This is a genomic window from Actinomadura monticuli (genome assembly GCF_041463655.1).
Classification (GTDB): Bacteria; Actinomycetota; Actinomycetes; order Streptosporangiales; family Streptosporangiaceae; genus Spirillospora; species Spirillospora monticuli.
The window spans coordinates 243122-259626 of the sequence record NZ_JAXCEI010000008.1; the positions used below are offsets into that span (position 1 = coordinate 243122).

Annotated in this window: 15 protein-coding genes; 6 read left to right on the forward strand and 9 right to left on the reverse strand. The window is 72.7% G+C overall.

Annotated features, from left to right (window positions below):
* Window positions 1-4 precede the first annotated feature (4 nt).
* Complete coding sequence (locus SM611_RS20100; protein WP_371951373.1) at window positions 5-2125, reverse strand: vWA domain-containing protein; 2121 nt, start codon at window positions 2123-2125, stop codon at window positions 5-7.
* Between the two features lie 37 nt (window positions 2126-2162).
* Window positions 2163-3584, reverse strand: coding sequence for a sigma 54-interacting transcriptional regulator (locus tag SM611_RS20105; protein WP_371951374.1), 1422 nt, complete (start codon window positions 3582-3584; stop codon window positions 2163-2165).
* Between the two features lie 203 nt (window positions 3585-3787).
* Here SM611_RS20105 and SM611_RS20110 point away from each other — a divergent pair, with 203 nt between their 5' ends.
* The 3 genes from SM611_RS20110 to ilvA are packed head-to-tail and all read left to right on the forward strand — an operon-like array spanning window position 3788 to window position 7220.
* On the forward strand, window positions 3788-4990 hold the full coding sequence (locus SM611_RS20110) for an FIST signal transduction protein (RefSeq protein ID WP_371951375.1): 1203 nt from the start codon (window positions 3788-3790) through the stop codon (window positions 4988-4990).
* Window positions 4987-5949: an ROK family protein gene (locus SM611_RS20115; RefSeq protein ID WP_371951376.1), complete on the forward strand. Its 963-nt coding sequence runs from the start codon at window positions 4987-4989 to the stop codon at window positions 5947-5949. The genes SM611_RS20110 and SM611_RS20115 overlap by 4 nt, the downstream gene beginning before the upstream one ends.
* A 47-nt stretch (window positions 5950-5996) precedes the next feature.
* Entirely contained in the window at window positions 5997-7220 is a 1224-nt protein-coding gene (ilvA, locus tag SM611_RS20120; protein ID WP_371951377.1) for a threonine ammonia-lyase, read from the forward strand.
* A 6-nt stretch (window positions 7221-7226) separates the two neighbouring features.
* On the opposite strand, the gene SM611_RS20125 is transcribed toward ilvA, so the two are convergent.
* The 5 genes from SM611_RS20125 to hppD all read right to left on the reverse strand — a co-directional run bounded on the left by SM611_RS20125 (window position 7227) and on the right by hppD (window position 13386).
* Window positions 7227-8651 carry a M1 family metallopeptidase gene (locus tag SM611_RS20125; RefSeq protein ID WP_371951378.1) on the reverse strand — a complete coding sequence of 475 codons (1425 nt, stop codon included), beginning with the start codon at window positions 8649-8651 and terminating at the stop codon, window positions 7227-7229.
* 134 nt (window positions 8652-8785) lie between these two features.
* The gene (locus tag SM611_RS20130) at window positions 8786-10354 is read right to left on the reverse strand and encodes a M1 family metallopeptidase (RefSeq protein ID WP_371951379.1); all 1569 of its coding nucleotides are present in this window, start codon (window positions 10352-10354) and stop codon (window positions 8786-8788) included.
* A gap of 64 nt (window positions 10355-10418) precedes the next feature.
* Complete coding sequence (locus SM611_RS20135) at window positions 10419-11237, reverse strand: RDD family protein (RefSeq protein WP_371951380.1); 819 nt, start codon at window positions 11235-11237, stop codon at window positions 10419-10421.
* Window positions 11238-11317: 80 nt separating this feature from the next.
* Window positions 11318-12187 carry an RDD family protein gene (locus tag SM611_RS20140; protein ID WP_371951381.1) on the reverse strand — a complete coding sequence of 290 codons (870 nt, stop codon included), beginning with the start codon at window positions 12185-12187 and terminating at the stop codon, window positions 11318-11320.
* Between the two features lie 107 nt (window positions 12188-12294).
* The gene (hppD, locus tag SM611_RS20145; RefSeq protein WP_371951382.1) at window positions 12295-13386 is read right to left on the reverse strand and encodes a 4-hydroxyphenylpyruvate dioxygenase; all 1092 of its coding nucleotides are present in this window, start codon (window positions 13384-13386) and stop codon (window positions 12295-12297) included.
* 103 nt (window positions 13387-13489) lie between these two features.
* Between hppD and SM611_RS20150 the strand changes: the two genes are divergently transcribed.
* Window positions 13490-14029 (forward strand): Lrp/AsnC family transcriptional regulator, encoded by a 540-nt coding sequence (locus SM611_RS20150; RefSeq protein WP_371951383.1) that lies wholly within the window; start codon window positions 13490-13492, stop codon window positions 14027-14029.
* Between the two features lie 82 nt (window positions 14030-14111).
* Here SM611_RS20150 and greA read toward each other — a convergent pair whose 3' ends face one another.
* The gene (gene greA / locus SM611_RS20155) at window positions 14112-14612 is read right to left on the reverse strand and encodes a transcription elongation factor GreA (RefSeq protein WP_371951384.1); all 501 of its coding nucleotides are present in this window, start codon (window positions 14610-14612) and stop codon (window positions 14112-14114) included.
* A gap of 189 nt (window positions 14613-14801) precedes the next feature.
* Window positions 14802-15185 carry a DUF4307 domain-containing protein gene (locus SM611_RS20160; RefSeq protein WP_371951385.1) on the reverse strand — a complete coding sequence of 128 codons (384 nt, stop codon included), beginning with the start codon at window positions 15183-15185 and terminating at the stop codon, window positions 14802-14804.
* A 176-nt stretch (window positions 15186-15361) separates the two neighbouring features.
* On the opposite strand from SM611_RS20160, the gene mca reads away from it, so the two are divergent.
* The gene (mca, locus tag SM611_RS20165; protein ID WP_371951516.1) at window positions 15362-16225 is read left to right on the forward strand and encodes a mycothiol conjugate amidase Mca; all 864 of its coding nucleotides are present in this window, start codon (window positions 15362-15364) and stop codon (window positions 16223-16225) included.
* A complete protein-coding gene (locus tag SM611_RS20170; RefSeq protein WP_371951386.1) occupies window positions 16225-16476 on the forward strand; it encodes a hypothetical protein in 252 nt (83 codons plus the stop codon). The genes mca and SM611_RS20170 overlap by 1 nt, the downstream gene beginning before the upstream one ends.
* Window positions 16477-16505 lie beyond the last annotated feature (29 nt).

Genomic DNA, 16505 nt, shown 5'->3' on the forward strand with positions numbered 1-16505 from the left:
TCGCTCAGCGGCGGCCCCGGCGCACCCGGAGGTAGTCGCTGACGACGTACTCGCCGAGGCGGTCGGCGTCGGGCGCGAAGACCCGCCCGCCGTTGCGCCGCGCGACCTCCTCCACGAACGACACGAGCCGCCGGTCCTCGGCGAGCATGAAGAAGTTCATGCAGGCGCCGCGCCGGGTCATCTTGTCGACCTCGGCCAGGGTGAGGACGAGCGTGTCCGTGGACGGGGGGTAGTCGAACAGCGAGCGGCCGTCCGGGCGCAGGTGCGCGGTCGGCTCACCGTCGGTGACGACCAGCACGATCGGCTCGAAGTCGGGGTGCCGGTCGAGGTGCCGTCCGGCGATCATCAGCGCGTGGTGCAGGTTGGTGCCCTGCACCATGTCCCAGTCGAGGCCGGCCATCTCCTCGGGGTGCAAGACGCGCGCGTAGTTGGAGAACCCGATGATCTGGATCGCGTCCTGGGGGAACTTGCTGGTCACGAGCGTGTGCAGGGCGAGGGTCGTCTGCTTGGCGACGGCCCACGTCCCGCGCAGCACCATCGAGTACGACAGGTCGACGAGCAGGCAGACGGCCGCGCCGGTGCGCCGCTCGGTCTCGTGCACCTCGAAGTCGTCGACGCCCAGTCTCACACCACCGGGCCTCACCCCACCGGGCCTCACACCGACGGGCTTCACCCCGGCGGGGGGCCGCACGCCGGTGATCTCGGCGACGTCGGCCGTGGTGGGCTCCGCGACCTTCGCGAGCGCCGGGCGCGCCACGAGCCCGGCGCCGCTCTCCGCGACGCCGCCCTCCGTGACGCCGCCCTCCATGGCGCTGCGGCGGATCGCGTTGCTCACCGTCCGGACGACGTCGAGGGGCTGCTCGTCGCCGAACCGCCACTCCCGGCTGGCCCCGGTCAGCTCCCCCGCCTGGCCCGCGTCGCGCTGGTCGTGGTCGCCCTGCCGGCCGGACGTGAGCTGGGAGAACACCCGGCGCAGCGCGGTCTCGCCGAGCCGCCGCACCGCCTTCGGGGTCAGCTCCAGCTTGCCGCGGTTGCGGCGCAGGTAGCCCTGCCGCTCCAGCTCCTTCTCGATGCGGCGCAGCGCGTCCAGGTCGTCGACGGCCTGCCGGCCGAGCGCCCGCCGGACGGCGTCCTCGTCGATGTCGTCGAGCCGCGCGCCGGGGTAGTCCTGCCCGAGGGCCGCCTCCAGCTCGCTGAGGTCGGCCAGCTCCGCGAGCGCGGTGGTGGCGTCGCCCATGCCGAGCGGGTCGTCGCCGGTCATCTCCTCGGGCCGTCCCCAGCCGAGGTCGGGACGGCGGGCGCGCAGCGCGTCGCCGAGCCGGGTCATCTCCATGGCGAGGCCCGCGTCCCGCATGGCCTGGTCCATCAGCCCTGCCAGCTCGGCGCGCTGCTCGGGGCTGAGCGAGGCGAGCAGCCGGTCCATGGCGGCGGCGCGGCGGGCCAGAGAGTCGACCAGCTCCTCCAGGTTCTGCGGATCGTCGGGGAACATGTCCCCGTACTGCTCCATGAACCGGTCGAAGTCGTCCTGGGTGTGCTCGCCGCGCGCGTCGCGCTCCAGCATCTGGTTGAGCGCGCCCATCATCTCCTTGACCCGCTCCAGCGCCGCCGGGTCCTGGTTCTCCAGGGCCTGCTTCATGCCCTGGAACTGGGAGTCCAGCACTTCGCGGCGCAGCAGGTCCTTCAGCTGCTCGAACGTGCGGCGGGCCGCGTCGGAGCGCCAGTCGTAGTCCGACAGGCGGCGGATCGCCTGCGAGGTGTCGGACGGCAGCGTGTCCAGCTCCGCCTCGCGCAGCCGTGCCTCGTCGCTCGGGTCGGGGAACAGCTCGGCCCGCTCCTGCCCGATCGCCGTGTCGAGCAGCGCGCGGGCCTGCTCCAGCGTGCCGTCGAGACGGCCCCGGTCGCGCAGCGCGCGGCGCCGCTCCCGCACCTGGCGGAGCATGTCGTCGAGCCCGCGGCGGTTCCGCGCGCCGGGCAGGCCGCGCCGCAGCAGCTCGCGCAGCGCGTCGTCGGGGCGGGTGCCGTCCAGCACCGAGTCGCCCATGGCGTCGAGGGCGTCGCGGACGTCGTACGGCGGGGCGAGCGGGTCGGGCCCGTCCTCGTAGGCCCCGTAGCGATATCGGCTCATCGAAGCTCCTTACGCGTGGAGACCTCAGGTCCGGCCGTCAGGTCCGGTAGGTGGCCGTCCCGTCGGACCGGCCCTCGGCGACGTCCTTGGACAGCCGCCGGGTGAGGAACAGCCCCTCCAGGGCGAACTCCAGCGCGGCCGCGGCCTGCCCGGGGGAGTCCCCGCTCAGCCCGAGCCGCTCCATGATCTTGGCGAGGCCGGGGACCTGGCCGATGCGGCGCAGCAGCTCCGCCGCCGCCACCAGCTCACCGGACTCGACCCGCTCGCCGGAGTCGAACTTGTCGAGCAGCCCGGTCAGGTCGGCGGCGCCGAGCGTCCGCCGGTAGGTCTCGGCGATCGCGCGGCGGAGCAGGTGCTCCAGCACCTCCTGCTCGCGGCCCTCCTCGCTGACCTCGAACTCGACCTTGCCCATCAGCGACGGCACGACCGCGTGCAGGTCGCAGACCCGCGCGACGGCGCGCTCCTCGCCGGTGAGCGCGGCGCGGCGCACCGCGCCCGCCGCGACGGTCTCGGCGCCCGCCAGCGCGAACCGCGCCGAGACGCCGGACCGCGCGTCCACCGCCGTCGACTCCCGGACGAGCCGGGTGAACCGCCCGATCACCTCGATCAGGTGGTCGGGCACCTCGGCGGGCAGCCCCGCGAGGTCGGCGAAGTCGGACTCCTGCCGGATGAGCGCCAGCTCGGCGTCCAGTTCGAGGGGGTAGTGGGTGCGGATCTCCGCGCCGAAGCGGTCCTTCAGCGGGGTGATGATGCGGCCGCGGTTGGTGTAGTCCTCGGGGTTGGCGGACGCGACGAGCAGCACGTCCAGCGGCAGCCGCAGCGCGTAGCCGCGGATCTGCACGTCCCGCTCCTCCAGCACGTTGAGCAGCGCCACCTGGATGCGCTCGGCGAGGTCGGGCAGCTCGTTGATGGAGAAGACGCCGCGGTTGGTGCGCGGGACGAGCCCGAAGTGCACGGTCTCGGGGTCGCCCAGCGTGCGGCCCTCGGCGACCTTGATCGGGTCGACGTCGCCGATGAGGTCGCCGACGCTCGTGTCGGGGGTGGCGAGCTTCTCGCCGTACCGGTCGTCGCGGTGCAGCCACTCCACCGGCAGCTCGTCGCCCGTCTCGGCGGCGAGGCGGCGGCAGCGCACGCACACCGGCGCGTACGGGTGGTCGTTGATCTCGCAGCCCGCCACCACCGGGGTCCACTCGTCCAGCAGCCCGGCGAGGGTGCGGATCAGCCGCGTCTTGCCCTGGCCGCGCTCGCCCAGCAGCACCAGGTCGTGCCCGGCGAGCAGGGCGCGCTCCAGGTGGGGGAGGACGGTGTCGTCGAACCCGAGGATGCCGGGGAAGCGCGGCTCGCCGGATCGCAGCCGGTCGAGCAGGTTGCGGCGGATCTCGGCCTTCACGGTGAGCTGGACGTGGCCGCTGTTGCGCAGCTCGGCCAGAGTGGATTCGCGTGGTGTGGATGGACGCACGCGATCGACACTACGTCGCGGGTGCGCGTCATCGCACCCTCCCCGGCGATTCGTGCCCGCCCGGAAATTCGTCCCGCCATGCCCGTCCCGCCAGTGTTTGGGTGGACGGCGCGCCGCGGGGGAGACTGGAGGTGTGAAGCACGGTGTCGGTCCAATCGGTCTAATCGGTCTATCCCGTCTATACGGTGAGGGAGGCGGCGCCGATGGCGCGATTCGGTGATGGCCTGGCCCTCGGGCCCGATCTGTCCAGTGCCGCCGCGTCGGCGGTCGAGCAGGCGCTCGCCCCGCTCAGCGCGGCGCCGGACCTGGTGTGCGTGTTCGTGACGGGCGACGACCCGGACGAGATCGAGGCGGCGGCCATGGCCGCGGAGCGGGCGGCCGGCCCCGCGATGCTGCTGGGCTGCAGCGCCTCCGGGGTGATCGGCGCCGGGCGCGGGGTGGAGGAGCGCGGCGCCGTCAGCGCGTGGGCGGCGGTGCTGCCGGGCGCGCGGCTCGACGCCTTCCGGCTGGAGACCCTCAAGGCCGACGACCGCCTCGTCGTGGTCGGCATGCCGGAGGGGCAGGACGACGACGTGGTCGGCGTGCTGCTGGCCGACCCGTACAGCTTCCCCGTGGACGCGTTCGTGGAGCGCTCCGACGAGGCGCTGCCCGGCCTGCCGCTCGTCGGCGGGCTCGCGGAGGGCAGCGGCCCCGGCGGCGGGATCGGCGACAGCGGGCTCGTCGAGGGGCACGGCGAGGCGCGCCTGTTCGTCGGCGGCGAGGTCTACCGGGACGGCGCCGTCGGCGTGGTCATCGGCGGGTCCGTGGCCGCCGCGACGGTGGTCAGCCAGGGCGCCCGCCCGATCGGGCCCGACATGGTGGTGACGAAGGCCGAGGAGAACGTCCTCTACGAGCTCGCGGGCGTCCCCGCGCTGGAGAAGCTGGAGCAGATCGTCCTCGGGCTGCCGGAGGAGGAGCAGGAACTGGCCGGGCGCGGGCTGCTCATCGGCGTCGCGATGGACGAGTACGCCGACGAGCACGAGCACGGCGACTTCCTCGTGCGCGGCGTGGTGGGGGCCGACACCGACAGCGGCGCCATCGCGATCGGCGACGTCGTGGACGTGGGCCGCACCGTCCGGTTCCAGGTCCGGGACGCCGGCGCCGCCGAGGGGGACCTCGCCGCCCTCCTCGAACGCTTCGACCTCGCCCCGGTGGAGGGCGCGCTGCTGTTCTCCTGCAACGGGCGCGGCCAGGCGATGTTCCCCGACTCCGACCATGACGCGAAGGTGCTCGACCGCGCGTTCGGCCCGGCCGGGATCGGCGGGTTCTTCGCCGCGGGCGAGATCGGCCCGGTCGCCGGACGCAACCACGTGCACGGCTTCACCGCGTCGATCCTCGCGTTCGGCAGGCCGGGGGACCCCCTTTGAGGCCGTCGCACGTCCTCGCCGTGGACATCGGCGGGACGAAGCTCGCCGCCGCCCTCGTCGACCCGGAGGGGCGCGTCACCGCTCAGGACCGCGTCCCCACGCCGAACGAGCCGGGTGTCGGCGGGGAGGAGCTGTGGCAGGCCCTGGACGCGCTGCTCGCCAAGCTCGTCGCGGGCGCCGGCGACCCGCCCCTCGCGGGCGTCGGTGTCGGCTGCGGCGGGCCGATGACGTGGCCCGCCGCCGAGGTGTCCCCGCTGAACATCCCGGCGTGGCGGGGCTTCCCGCTGCGGGAGCGGCTCCGCGCCCGCCACCCGGGCCTGCCGGTCCGCATCCACAACGACGCGATCTGCGTGGCGGTCGGGGAGCACTGGCGCGGCGCGGGTCGCGGGCACGGCAACGTCCTCGGCATGGTGGTGTCCACGGGCGTCGGCGGCGGGCTGATCCTCGATGGCCGCCTCGTCAACGGCGCGAGCGGCAACGCCGGGCACATCGGCCACGTCGTCGTCGATCCCGGCGGGCCGCCGTGCGCCTGCGGCGGGCGCGGCTGCCTGGAGGCGATCGCGCGCGGCCCGGGACTGGTGGCGTGGGCGCGGGAGCAGGGCTGGCGGCCGGACGGGCGGCCGGGCGGCTCCGACGCCACCGGCGTCGAGCTGGCCGCCGACGCGCGCCGCGGCGACCCGGTCGCCGGGGCGGCGATGCGCCGCGCCGGACGCGCCCTCGGCATCGCGATCGCGTCCGCGACGCACCTGTGCGACCTGGAGGTCGTCGCGATCGGCGGCGGCCTCTCCCAGGCCGGCGCGCTGCTGTTCGACCCCCTCGGCGAGGCGTTGCGCGCGCATGCCCGGATGGACTTCGCGCGCCGCGCCCGGGTCGTCCCGGCCGCGCTCGGGCAGACCGCCGGCCTCGTCGGCGCCGCCGCCCTCGTCCACGCCCAAGATCGCTACTGGAGTGCGGGCTGAGTGCGGGCTGAGCGCGGGGCGCTCTGCGGCGGTGCGAGGATCGGACGATGACCACCGTCACCGTCCACGACGTCCGAGCCGCGCAAGACCTGCTCAGCGAGGTCGCCGTACCCACCCCCCTGATCCCGTCCCGGGTGCTGTCCGAGCTGATCGGCGGGCCCGTCCTGCTGAAGTGCGAGAACCTGCAGCGCACTGGCTCGTTCAAGATCCGCGGCGCGTACGTGCGGATCGCCCGGCTGAGCGAGGCCGAGCGGGCCGGCGGCGTCGTCGCGGCCAGCGCCGGCAACCACGCGCAGGGCGTCGCGCTCGCCGCGGCGATGCTCGGCTGCAAGGCCACGGTCTTCATGCCCGCCGGCGCCCCGCTCCCCAAGATCGCCGCGACGCGCGGCTACGGCGCCGAGGTCGTGTTCCCGGGCCCGACCGTGGACGACTGCCTCGTCGCCGCGCAGAAGTACGCGCAGGAGTGCGGCGCCGTGTTCATCCACCCGTTCGACCACCCCGACGTCGTCGCCGGGCAGGGCACGATCGGGCTGGAGCTCTTGGAGCAGTGCCCGGACGTCCGGACGATCGTGGCGCCGGTCGGCGGCGGCGGGCTGCTGGCCGGCATCGCGGCGGCGGCCAAGGGCACGGCGAAGGAGGCCGGCGGCCGGGAGATCAAGATCCTGGGCGCGCAGGCCAAGCGCGCGGCGGCGTTCCCGCCGTCGCTGGCCGCCGGGAGGCCGGTCCAGATCGAGGTGGAGCCGACCATGGCGGACGGGATCGCCGTCGGACGCCCCGGCGACCTCACCTTCGCGCTGTTCACCGAGCTCGTGGACGCCGTCGTGACCGTGACCGAGGAGTCCATCTCGCAGGCGCTGCTGCTGAGCCTCGAACGCGCCAAGCAGGTCGTCGAGCCCGCCGGGGCGGCCGGCGTCGCGGCCATGCTGGAGCACGCGTACGCGGTCGAGCCGCCCGTCGTGGTGCTGCTGTCCGGCGGCAACATCGACCCGCTGCTGCTGTCGAAGGTGCTGCGGCACGGCCTCGCCGGCGCCGGACGGTACCTCGTCGTCCGGTGCCGGCTCAAGGACCGTCCCGGCGCCCTCGTGACACTGCTGAGCGAACTCGCCGAGCTGGGCGTCAACGTCCTGGACGTGATGCACGAGCGCGTCGCGGCCCGCCTCCACGTCGAGGAGGCCGAGGTCCTCATGCACCTGGAGACGCGGGGGGCCGACCACTCCGAAGACGTGATCGGCCGCCTGCGCGAGAAGGGCTACACCCTCACCCTGAGCTGACCCGGCTCAGAGCGTCGGCTTGCCCTCGGAGTACAGCCACGCCTTGGCCCAGGCGTCCAGGTTTTCGTGCGAGAGGCGCTCGGCGAAGCGGACGAAGTCCGCCGTCGAGGCGTTGCCGTACCGGTACGCGGCCGGCCACGCCTTGAGCAGCCGGTAGAAGTCCTCGTCGCCGATGGTCGCGCGCAGGACGTGGACGGCCATCGCGCCGCGGTCGTACACGAGCCCGTCGAAGATGTGGTCGCGGCCCGGGTCGGAGACCTTGCCCGTCCACAGGTCGTCGCTCGCCGGGGTCGCGTACACGTCGTCGAAGCTCTGCTGGACGGGCGTGCCGCTCGCGTGCTCGGCCCACAGCCATTCGGAGTACGTCGCGAAGCCCTCGTTCAGCCAGATGTCGGCCCACTTGGCGGGGGACACCGAGTCCCCGAACCACTGGTGGCCCAGCTCGTGCGCGAGGAGGCCGCCACTGGGGATGGCGCCCGGCCGGCGTCCCAGGTCGTACACGGGGCGGCCCTGCGTCTCCAGGGCGTAGCCGACGCCCGCCTTGACGACGATCCCGCCGGTCGAGGTGAACGGGTAGCGGCCGAAGACGCCGTCCTCGAAGTCGGTGACCTCGGCGGTCTGGTCGTGGAACTTCTGCGCGTCGTCCGGCTTGATGGCCATCGCGTGGTCGGTGGCGGTCAGGTTGGGGACGCCCGCCTTCGTCCGTCCGGTGCGGACGTCGTACCTGCCGATCGCGAGCATCGAGAGTTCGCTGGCCATGGGGTTGCGGACGTCCCAGCGGGTGGTCGTCCAGCCGTTCCGGGTCCGGGTCGCGCGCAGGTCGCCGTTGGCGAGCGTGGTGAGGCCCTCCGGCGCCGACAGCGTGAACGTGTACGTCGCCTTGTCGGTCGGGTGGTCGTTCACCGGGTAGACGGTGGCGGCGCCGAACGGCTGGTTCAGCATCACCGCGCCGTCCGGCGTCGGCACCCAGCCGGACGTGCCGAGCGTCGCGTCGTCGATCGTCTGCGGGACGCCCGAGTACGCGACCGTCACCGTGAAGTGCCGGTGCTTGCGCAGGCCCTTGGGCGGCGTGATCACGAGCTCCTGGGCGCCGGTCCGCGCGAAGGACGCCTTCCGCCCGTCCACCCGCAGCGAGGAGATCTTCAGCGGGCCGAGGAAGTCCAGGTCGAACCGGGACAGGTTCTGCGTCGCCGTCGCCTTGATCTCGGTGACGGCCTGGATCCCCTTGGTCGCGGGGTCGTACTTCAGGCCGATGTCGTAGTGGGCGACGTCGTAGCCGCCGTTGCCCATGTCGGGGAAGTAGGGGTCGCCGGCCCCCGGCGCGCCGGGGGTGAACCGCGCGGTGTCGGCGCCCGCGGGCGCCGCGGTCACCGCGAGGCTCGCGGCGACGCCCAGCGACAGGGCGGCCAGGGCTCGTGGAGTTCTGCTCATCGACCTCGTCCTCGGTTACCTCGGTAAGCCGTCACAACCGCGATCAAGACTTTCTCGCGAGGGTCGGCCGGAACAAGCGCGATTTGGTATCGAATCAGCTTGGACGCGGTGTTCTTCCAGCAATGGTCAGACCGTCACTTCGCGGGACGGCCCTTCTGGTAGAGCCAATCGTCGAAGAACGCGTCGAGCTTCTTGCCCGACACCCTGTTCGCCAGCGCGACGAACTGCTCGGTGGTGCCGCTGGAGTGCCCGCGCTGCTTCGTCCATGCCTGGAGGAGCCTGTAGAAGGTGTCCTCGCCGATCCGGTCGCGGAGCGCGACCAGCGTCATGCCCCCCCGGTCGTACACCGAGCGGCCGAACATCTGCTTGCGTCCCGGGTTCCCCGGCGGGACGTCCCACAGCTCGTTCCCGCCCAGCCCGTTGTACGCCTCGTCGAAGTGCTCCTGGACGGTCTGGCCGCCGCTCTTCTCGTCCCACAGCCACTCGGCGTAGGTGGCGAAGCCCTCGTTCAGCCAGATGTCCTGCCAGCGGGTGAGGCTGACGCTGTCGCCGAACCACTGGTGCGCCAGCTCGTGCGCGACGATCGTCGGCTGCAGGCCGAACGCCCCGTACACCGGGCGGGTCTGCGTCTCCAGCGCGAAGCCCACATCGGCGTTGTCGATCAGCCCTCCCGTGGAGGAGAACGGGTACGGGCCGAACAGCTTCGACCACTCGTCGGTGACGTCGGCGTTCAGCCTGTGGAACTGGTCGAGGCTCACGGCGGGCACCGACGGGTCGACCGCGGTGATCACCGGGATGCCGCTCCGCGTCTTGCCCGTCGCCACCGCGAACCGGCCGACGTCGACGGTCGCCAGGTAGGTGGCCATCGGGTTCTTGACGCGCCACTTCGACGTCGTCACCGCCCGCCGGGCCTCGCCGTGCTGGGCGACCGGGACGACGCCGGGGCCGTCCGTGGCCGGGGGGCCGGTCGGCGCGCCCGGCACGCCCGGGGTCCCGCCCGTCCCCGTCGGCGGCGTCTCGGGCTCCCCGTTCGCGATCGCCGTCAGCCCCTGCGGGACCGTGATCTCGAAGTCGAACGTGGCCTTGTCGCTCGGATGGTCGTTGCTCGGGAACCAGGTGTGCGCGCCGCTCGGCTGGCACGCCACGAACACGCCGTCGGAGGTGCGGATCCAGCCGTACTTCCCGAGCACCGGGTCCGACACCGGCCGCGGCGTCCCCGAGTACTTGACCACCGTGGTGAACTTCGCGCCCTTCTCGAGCGCCTTGGCCGGGGTGACCTCCAGCTCGCTGCCCGCGCGCTGCTGCCGCGCCGGCGCGCCGTCCACCTCGATGGAGGCGACGTCCAGGCCGGTCAGGTCGAGGTTGAAGCGGGCGAGCTGCGCGGTCGCGGTCGCGGTGATCGTCGCGGTGCCGTCGAGCTGCTTCGGCCCGTCCGGGGTGATGGTCAGCTTCAGCCCGTAGTGCTGGACGTCGTAGCCGCCGTTGCCGTCGCCCGGCACGTACGCGTCGCCCGCGGTGGTCGGGCCCGCCGGCCCGGTCGCGGCGCCCTTCGGCGACTCGCCGGGCCCGCCCGGGTCGTCGTCGCGGACGGGGAACTGACAGGCTGCGGTCAGCGACCCCGCGACGGCGAGGGCGGCCAGTCCCGCGGCGCCGCGGACGGCCCGCGACCCGAGCGGGCGGGGACTGGGGGAATTTCCGGCCATATGCACCCGCCCAGCCTGCCCGTACCGGCCCCGCCGGGCAACTCGGTGCCCGCCTGCGACCGCGTCAGCGGTAGTCGTAGGGGTTCGGCAGATGGGGTCCGGCCTTGACGACGACGGTGTGCGCCACCTTGCAATGGAGCGCCTGCTTACGCGAGTCGAACAGGATCCACAGGATGTCGATGAGGCCGATGCAGCCGCAGATGCCGCCCAGGACGCTGTAGAACGCCGAACGTCCGAGCGCCTGCCCGTTGCTGATCGCCTGCCCGTCGTCGTCGCGGACGACGCGGATGCGCAGCAGCATCTTGCCGAGCGTCTGCCCCCACTTGGCGTGCATCAGCCAGAAGTAGAGGAAAGCGATGACGACGCTGATGGCGTTCGTCCCGACTTGGGCGCCGTTGTAGACCGACGTGCCGGGCTCCGGGTCGAAGACGCGGTCCCAGTTGATGAACGGGATCGAGATGATGCCCGCCACGATCCCGACGATGATGAGGTCGATGATGCCCGCGCCCAGGCGCGCCCACCGGCTCGCCAGCTCGCCGGACGGGGCGCCGTAGCCCGGCACGCTTCCGTAGGCGGGCCGGCTCCCATAGGGCGGCTGGCCGCCATAGGGCTGCTGCTCCCCGTAGGGCTGCTCGCCTCCGTACGGTTGCTGGCCTCCGTAGGGCTGCTGCCCTCCGTAAGGTTGCTGACCGCCGTAGGGCTGTTCCCCGTAGGGCTGCTGACCGCCCGGGGGCTGCTGCTCGTGGGGCCGGTCGCCGTACCGCGGCAGGCCGCCGTACGGCTGCCCCTCGTAGGGTCCCGGGCGTCCGGGCTCCTCGTGTCCCTGCGGCCGGTTCTCCTCCGGCTCTCCCCCGGACGCGGGGTCTCTCGGCGGTTGCGTCATGCCGACAGCGTGGCCACGGCATCGCCGTCCAAACATCGCCGCGTCCGGGGGCCGCCCGAATTGTTCCCGTATTCGGAGGATCAGACGGTGCCGGGGCCGTCCGCCTGGCCGGGCGGCGCCGTGCGGGCGTACGGGTTCGGCGTCCACGGCGTCGCCTTCATCACGACCGTCCCGGCGGCCTTGTCGTGCAGTGCCTGGCGCCGCTCGTCCCACAGGATCCAGGCGTTGTCGATCAGGCCGACGAGCCCGAGGATCCCCGCGGCGGGCGTCAGGAAGTTGAGCACCACCGTGACGATGCTGATGGCGTAGACGACCGCCTCCCTGACGATCGACTGCCCCCACGTCACGGCGGACAGGTCGGCGGCCTTCACCACGCGGATGCTGAACGCCTTCTTGCCGATCGTCTGCCCCCACCTGGCGTGCCCGACGGTGAAGTAGCCGAAGCCCAGGATGAAGACGACCAGGTACCCGCCCAGGAGCACCGGGATGTTGTACAGCTCCGTCGGGTCGGTGATCGGCTCACCGGACTCCGCGGACTCCGTCAGCTTGTCCCAGCGGATGGCGACCAGCGCCGCCGGGACGGCCACGATGCCGAGGATGATGCTGTCCAGGATGCCCGCGCCGAGCCGGGCGAGGCGTCCGGCCAGCTCGTTCTGCGGACCGCCGGGCGCCCCGTAGCCGGGCAGCGGCGGCGCCTGGGGGAGCGGCTGGCCGTACCCCGGCTGGCCGTAGGCGGGCTGGCCGTAACCGGCCGCCGGGGGAGCCGCCGGGGAAGCCGCCGGGCCGGGCTGGGCGCCGTAGGTGCCCTGGTAGGGCGGCGGACGGTCGGGCGGGGGAGGCGTCTCGTCGGCGGGGGTCTCCGGTGCGGGCGCGTCCTCGGCGGCGGGCCGGGAGTCGGGGGCCTTCCAGCCGCCGTCCGGGGGCTGGGGGTTCTGCGGCGGTTCGCTCATGCCCCCACAGTGTGCCCGCTACCGGCCACGCCCAGGTCACGGCGAAGGCCCGGCCCCGGACGCGGGCGGCGTCCGGGACCGGGCCCCGAGTCCCCGCGGCTCGGGCGTCACAGGTTGCCGCGGCGCTCCTGCTCGCGCTCGATCGCCTCGAACAGGGCCTTGAAGTTGCCCTTGCCGAAGCCCAGCGAGCCGTGCCGCTCGATCAGCTCGAAGAACACGGTCGGACGGTCCTGGACGGGCTTGGTGAAGATCTGCAGCAGGTAGCCGTCCTCGTCCCGGTCGACCAGGATGCGGCGCTTGCGCAGCTCGTCGATCGGCACCCGCACCTCGCCGATGCGCTCGCGCAGCTCGGCGTCCTCGTAGTAGGAGTCGGGGCTGTCCAGGAACTCCACCCCGGCGGCGCGCATCCGGTCGACCGACGCGAGGATGTCGTTGGTGGCGAGCGCGATGTGCTGCACGCCCGGCCCGCCGTAGAACTCCAGGTACTCGTCGATCTGCGACTTGCGCTTGCTCTCCGCCGGCTCGTTCAGCGGGAACTTGACCTTGCGGGAGCCGTCCGCGACGACCTTCGACATCAGCGCCGAGTACTCGGTCGCGATGTCGTCGCCGATGAACTCCGCCATGTCGGTGAAGCCCATGACGCGGTGGTAGAAGTCGGCCCACTCGTCCATGCGCTCGACGTTGCCCACGCAGTGGTCGATCGCCTGGAAGCACCGCTTGTCCTGCGGCTCGACGATGGGCTCGGCGGGCTCGAATCCCGGCAGGTACGGGCCCGTGTAGTTGGAGCGGTCGACCAGCGAGTGCCGCGTCTCGCCGTAGGTGGCGATCGCCGCGACGGTCACCTTCCCGTGCTCGTCCTCCAGGACGTGCGGCTCCTCCAGGCCCGTCGCGCCCTTCGCGAGCGCGTACCGGTAGGCGTGCTCCACGTCCGGGACCTCGATCGCGAGGTCGACGACCCCGTCGCCGTGCTCGGCGATGTGCCGGCCGATCTCCGTGCCCGCCTTCACCGGGCCGCGGAACACGAACCGGGCGCCGCCCGACTCCAGCACGTGCACCGCCTCGTCGGGGCTGCCGTTCTCCGGGCCCCGGTAGGCGACCCTGCGCATCCCGAACGCGGTCGAGTAGTAGTGGGCGGCCTGTTTGGCGTTGCCGACGGCGAAGACGACGGCGTCCATACCCTTGACCGGAAACTCATCCATGCCAACCAATCTCGACATACGGCTACAAGGTGCGCAAGGGTGGCTTGAATCACTGGACAATCTGTACAGTGAACCGAGGTACCGACCGGTATCCCTGTACATCGTGACCACGATCACTGGAGGCGCCGTGCCGATCGACGACCTGGACGCCCGGCTGATCGGCATGTTCACCGCCGAACCGCGCGTCGGCGTCCTGGAGGCGTCCCGCAGGCTCGGCGTGGCGCGCGGCACCGTCCAGGCGCGGCTCGACCGGCTCGCCCGCGACGGCGTCGTCGCCGGCTTCGGCCCGGAGATCGACCCGGCCGCGCTCGGCTACGGCGTGACCGCCTTCGTCACCCTGCAGCTCCGGCAGGCGGGCGGGCACGACCCGGTCGCCGCCCGGCTCGCGCAGGTGCCCGAGGTGATCGAGGCGCACACCATCACCGGACCCGGCGACATGCTCTGCCGCATCGTCGCCCGCAGCAACACCGACCTGCAGCGCGTCATCGACGTCATCGTGGACGTGGCGGGCGTGGAGCGGGCGTCCTCGGTGATCTCCCTCGCCACCCAGATCCCGTACCGGACCCTGCCGCTCGTCCGCGCCGCCGCCGGCGACCCGGGCGCAACCCGGCCCGCGGAGGACACGTCAGAGGACACCGCGTAGGAGCGGGCCGCCGGCCGCGTGAAAGCAATCGGCCCCCGCGGGTGCTCGGAGCATCGCGCGAGGGCCGTCGGCTTCTGCGTGGCTATGCGGCGCCGTAGGGCGTGGCGTCGATGATCTCCACGGTCATGGAACGGCCGTTGGGGAGGTTGTAGGTGGCCTTGTCGCCGACCTTCTTGCCGTCGATGGCGGCGCCGAGGGGCGACTTCGGGGAGTAGACGTCGATGGGGGCGCCGACCTCCTCGCGGGAGGCGAGCAGGAAGGTGACCTCCTCGTCGTCCCCCTCGAAGGAGACCGTGACGGTCATGCCGGGTCCGACGACCCCCTCGGTCCGCGGAGCCTCGCCGACGCGCGCGTTCTCCAGGATGCCCTGGAGTTGCAGGATGCGGCCCTCGATCTTGCCCTGTTCCTCCTTGGCCGCGTGGTAGCCGCCGTTCTCGCGCAGGTCGCCCTCCTCCCGCGCCGCCTCGATCTTCTGAGCGATCTCGATGCGGCCCGGGCCCGACAAATGGTCCAGCTCAGCCTTGAGCCGGTCGTACGCCTCCTGGGTCAGCCAGGTGACGTTGTCAGCGCGGGTCTCGGTCACGGGTACTCCTCATCCACATGGTGCGATCCTCACCCGCCCACGCGGGTGGGTGTCACATCGACATGAAGTGCGGCCGGGTGAAACCTCTAGCCTATCCGGTGTGTGCGGGTAAAGGTTCCCTGAACTCGGCGTCCGCAATCCGTCAATCGGGGTTCGCGGTTCACCGTCCCCGCGCCCCGTTCCGGCGGCTCACACCTTGCGGCAGTCGTGAATCCGGGCGCCGGTCGCCCGCCGCGGCGTCACGAGCGTCTCGGTCCCCTTCACGCCCGACTTCCCGGCCGGCGCGGAGACCTCCTTCTTCGCCAGGACGACGAACTCGGTGTCGTAGGCGTCGACCGTGCAGCGCACCTCGTCGCCCGACTCCTTCGCCACCGTGTAGTTGATCACCACCGAGGTGTCGGTGATGTCGTAGGACACGGCCTGCGGAACGATCCCGGGAGTCTGCCCGGCGTGCGCGGCGAGAATCCCGATGCCCGCCGCCATCAGCGCCGCGAGGAGACCGGCGATCACCATCCCGAGCCGGCCCCGCCGGGGCTCGGCGGGCGCCGCTGGTTTCGACACGCTCGTCGTCATGGCGGGGAATCTCCGTGCGGTGTGCGGATGTTGTCAGGGACAATTCTCGTCTGTGCCGGCGCGTGCCTCGAACCGGGGGGCGCCACGAGAGTCCGAAAGGAAGATCCGTGTCCGAGGTCATCGACGGTACGACGCTCGACCTGCCGTGCGGCGGCGGCGATGAGCCGCTGCGGCTCATGGCGGTGCACGCCCACCCCGACGACGAGTCCAGCAAGGGTGCGGCCACGATGGCCAAGTACGTCGCGGACGGCGTCGAGGTCCTCGTCGTCACCTGCACCGGCGGGGAGCGCGGCGACATCCTGAACCCGGCGATGGACCGCCCGGAGATCAAGGCCGACATCGGCAAGGTCCGCGAGGACGAGATGGCGCGGGCCCGCGAGATCCTGGGCGTCCGGCAGAGCTGGCTCGGCTTCGTCGACTCCGGCTTCCCCGAGGGCGACCCGCTGCCGCCGCTCCCCGAGGGCTGCTTCGCGCTGGAGCCGCTGGAGACCGCGTCCGAGCCCCTGGTGCGGGCCGTCCGCGACTTCCGCCCCCACGTGATGCTCACGTACGACGAGAAGGGCGGCTACCCCCACCCCGACCACGTGAAGTGCCACGAGGTGTCGGTGGAGGCGTTCGAGGCCGCGGGCGACCCCGAGCGGTACCCCGGCGCGGGCGAGCCCTGGCAGCCGCTCAAGCTCTACTACCACATGACCTTCAGCAAGGCCCGCATCCTGGCCCTCCACAAGGCGATGGAGACCGCCGGCCTGGAGTCGCCCTACGGCGACTGGATCAAGCGGTTCGACGAAGAGGGCGACCGGGGCGCCAAGTGGGACGTGACCACGCGCGTCCCCTGCGCCGACCACTTCGAGACCAGGGACCGCGCCCTCCTCGCCCACGCCACCCAGATCGACCCCGACGGCCCCTGGTTCGCCGTCCCGATGGACGTCCAGCGCGAGGCATGGCCGACCGAGGACTACCATTTGGCCAGGTCCCTCGTCGACACCGAGCTGCCGGAGGACGACCTGTTCGCCGGCATCCGGGAAAAGGTGTGTCTGTAATGCCGCCCCTCATCGCCATGCCGCTGAACGACGACACGGTCAGCCCCGGCCTGCTCGGCTTCGCGGTGTTCCTCGCCCTCCTGGTCGCGACGGTCTTCCTGATCCGCTCGATGGGCAAGCAGATGAAGAAGATCAACGCGCCCCGTGAGGCGGATCTGAAGCAGCAGGCGTGGGAACGCGCCCAGGAGGCGAAGGCCGCCGCCTCGGCGCGCAACGGCGCCGCCGCCGAGAAGCCGTCCGGCGACGCCTGACGGCGGACCGTCGGCGGCGGGCCGCCCGG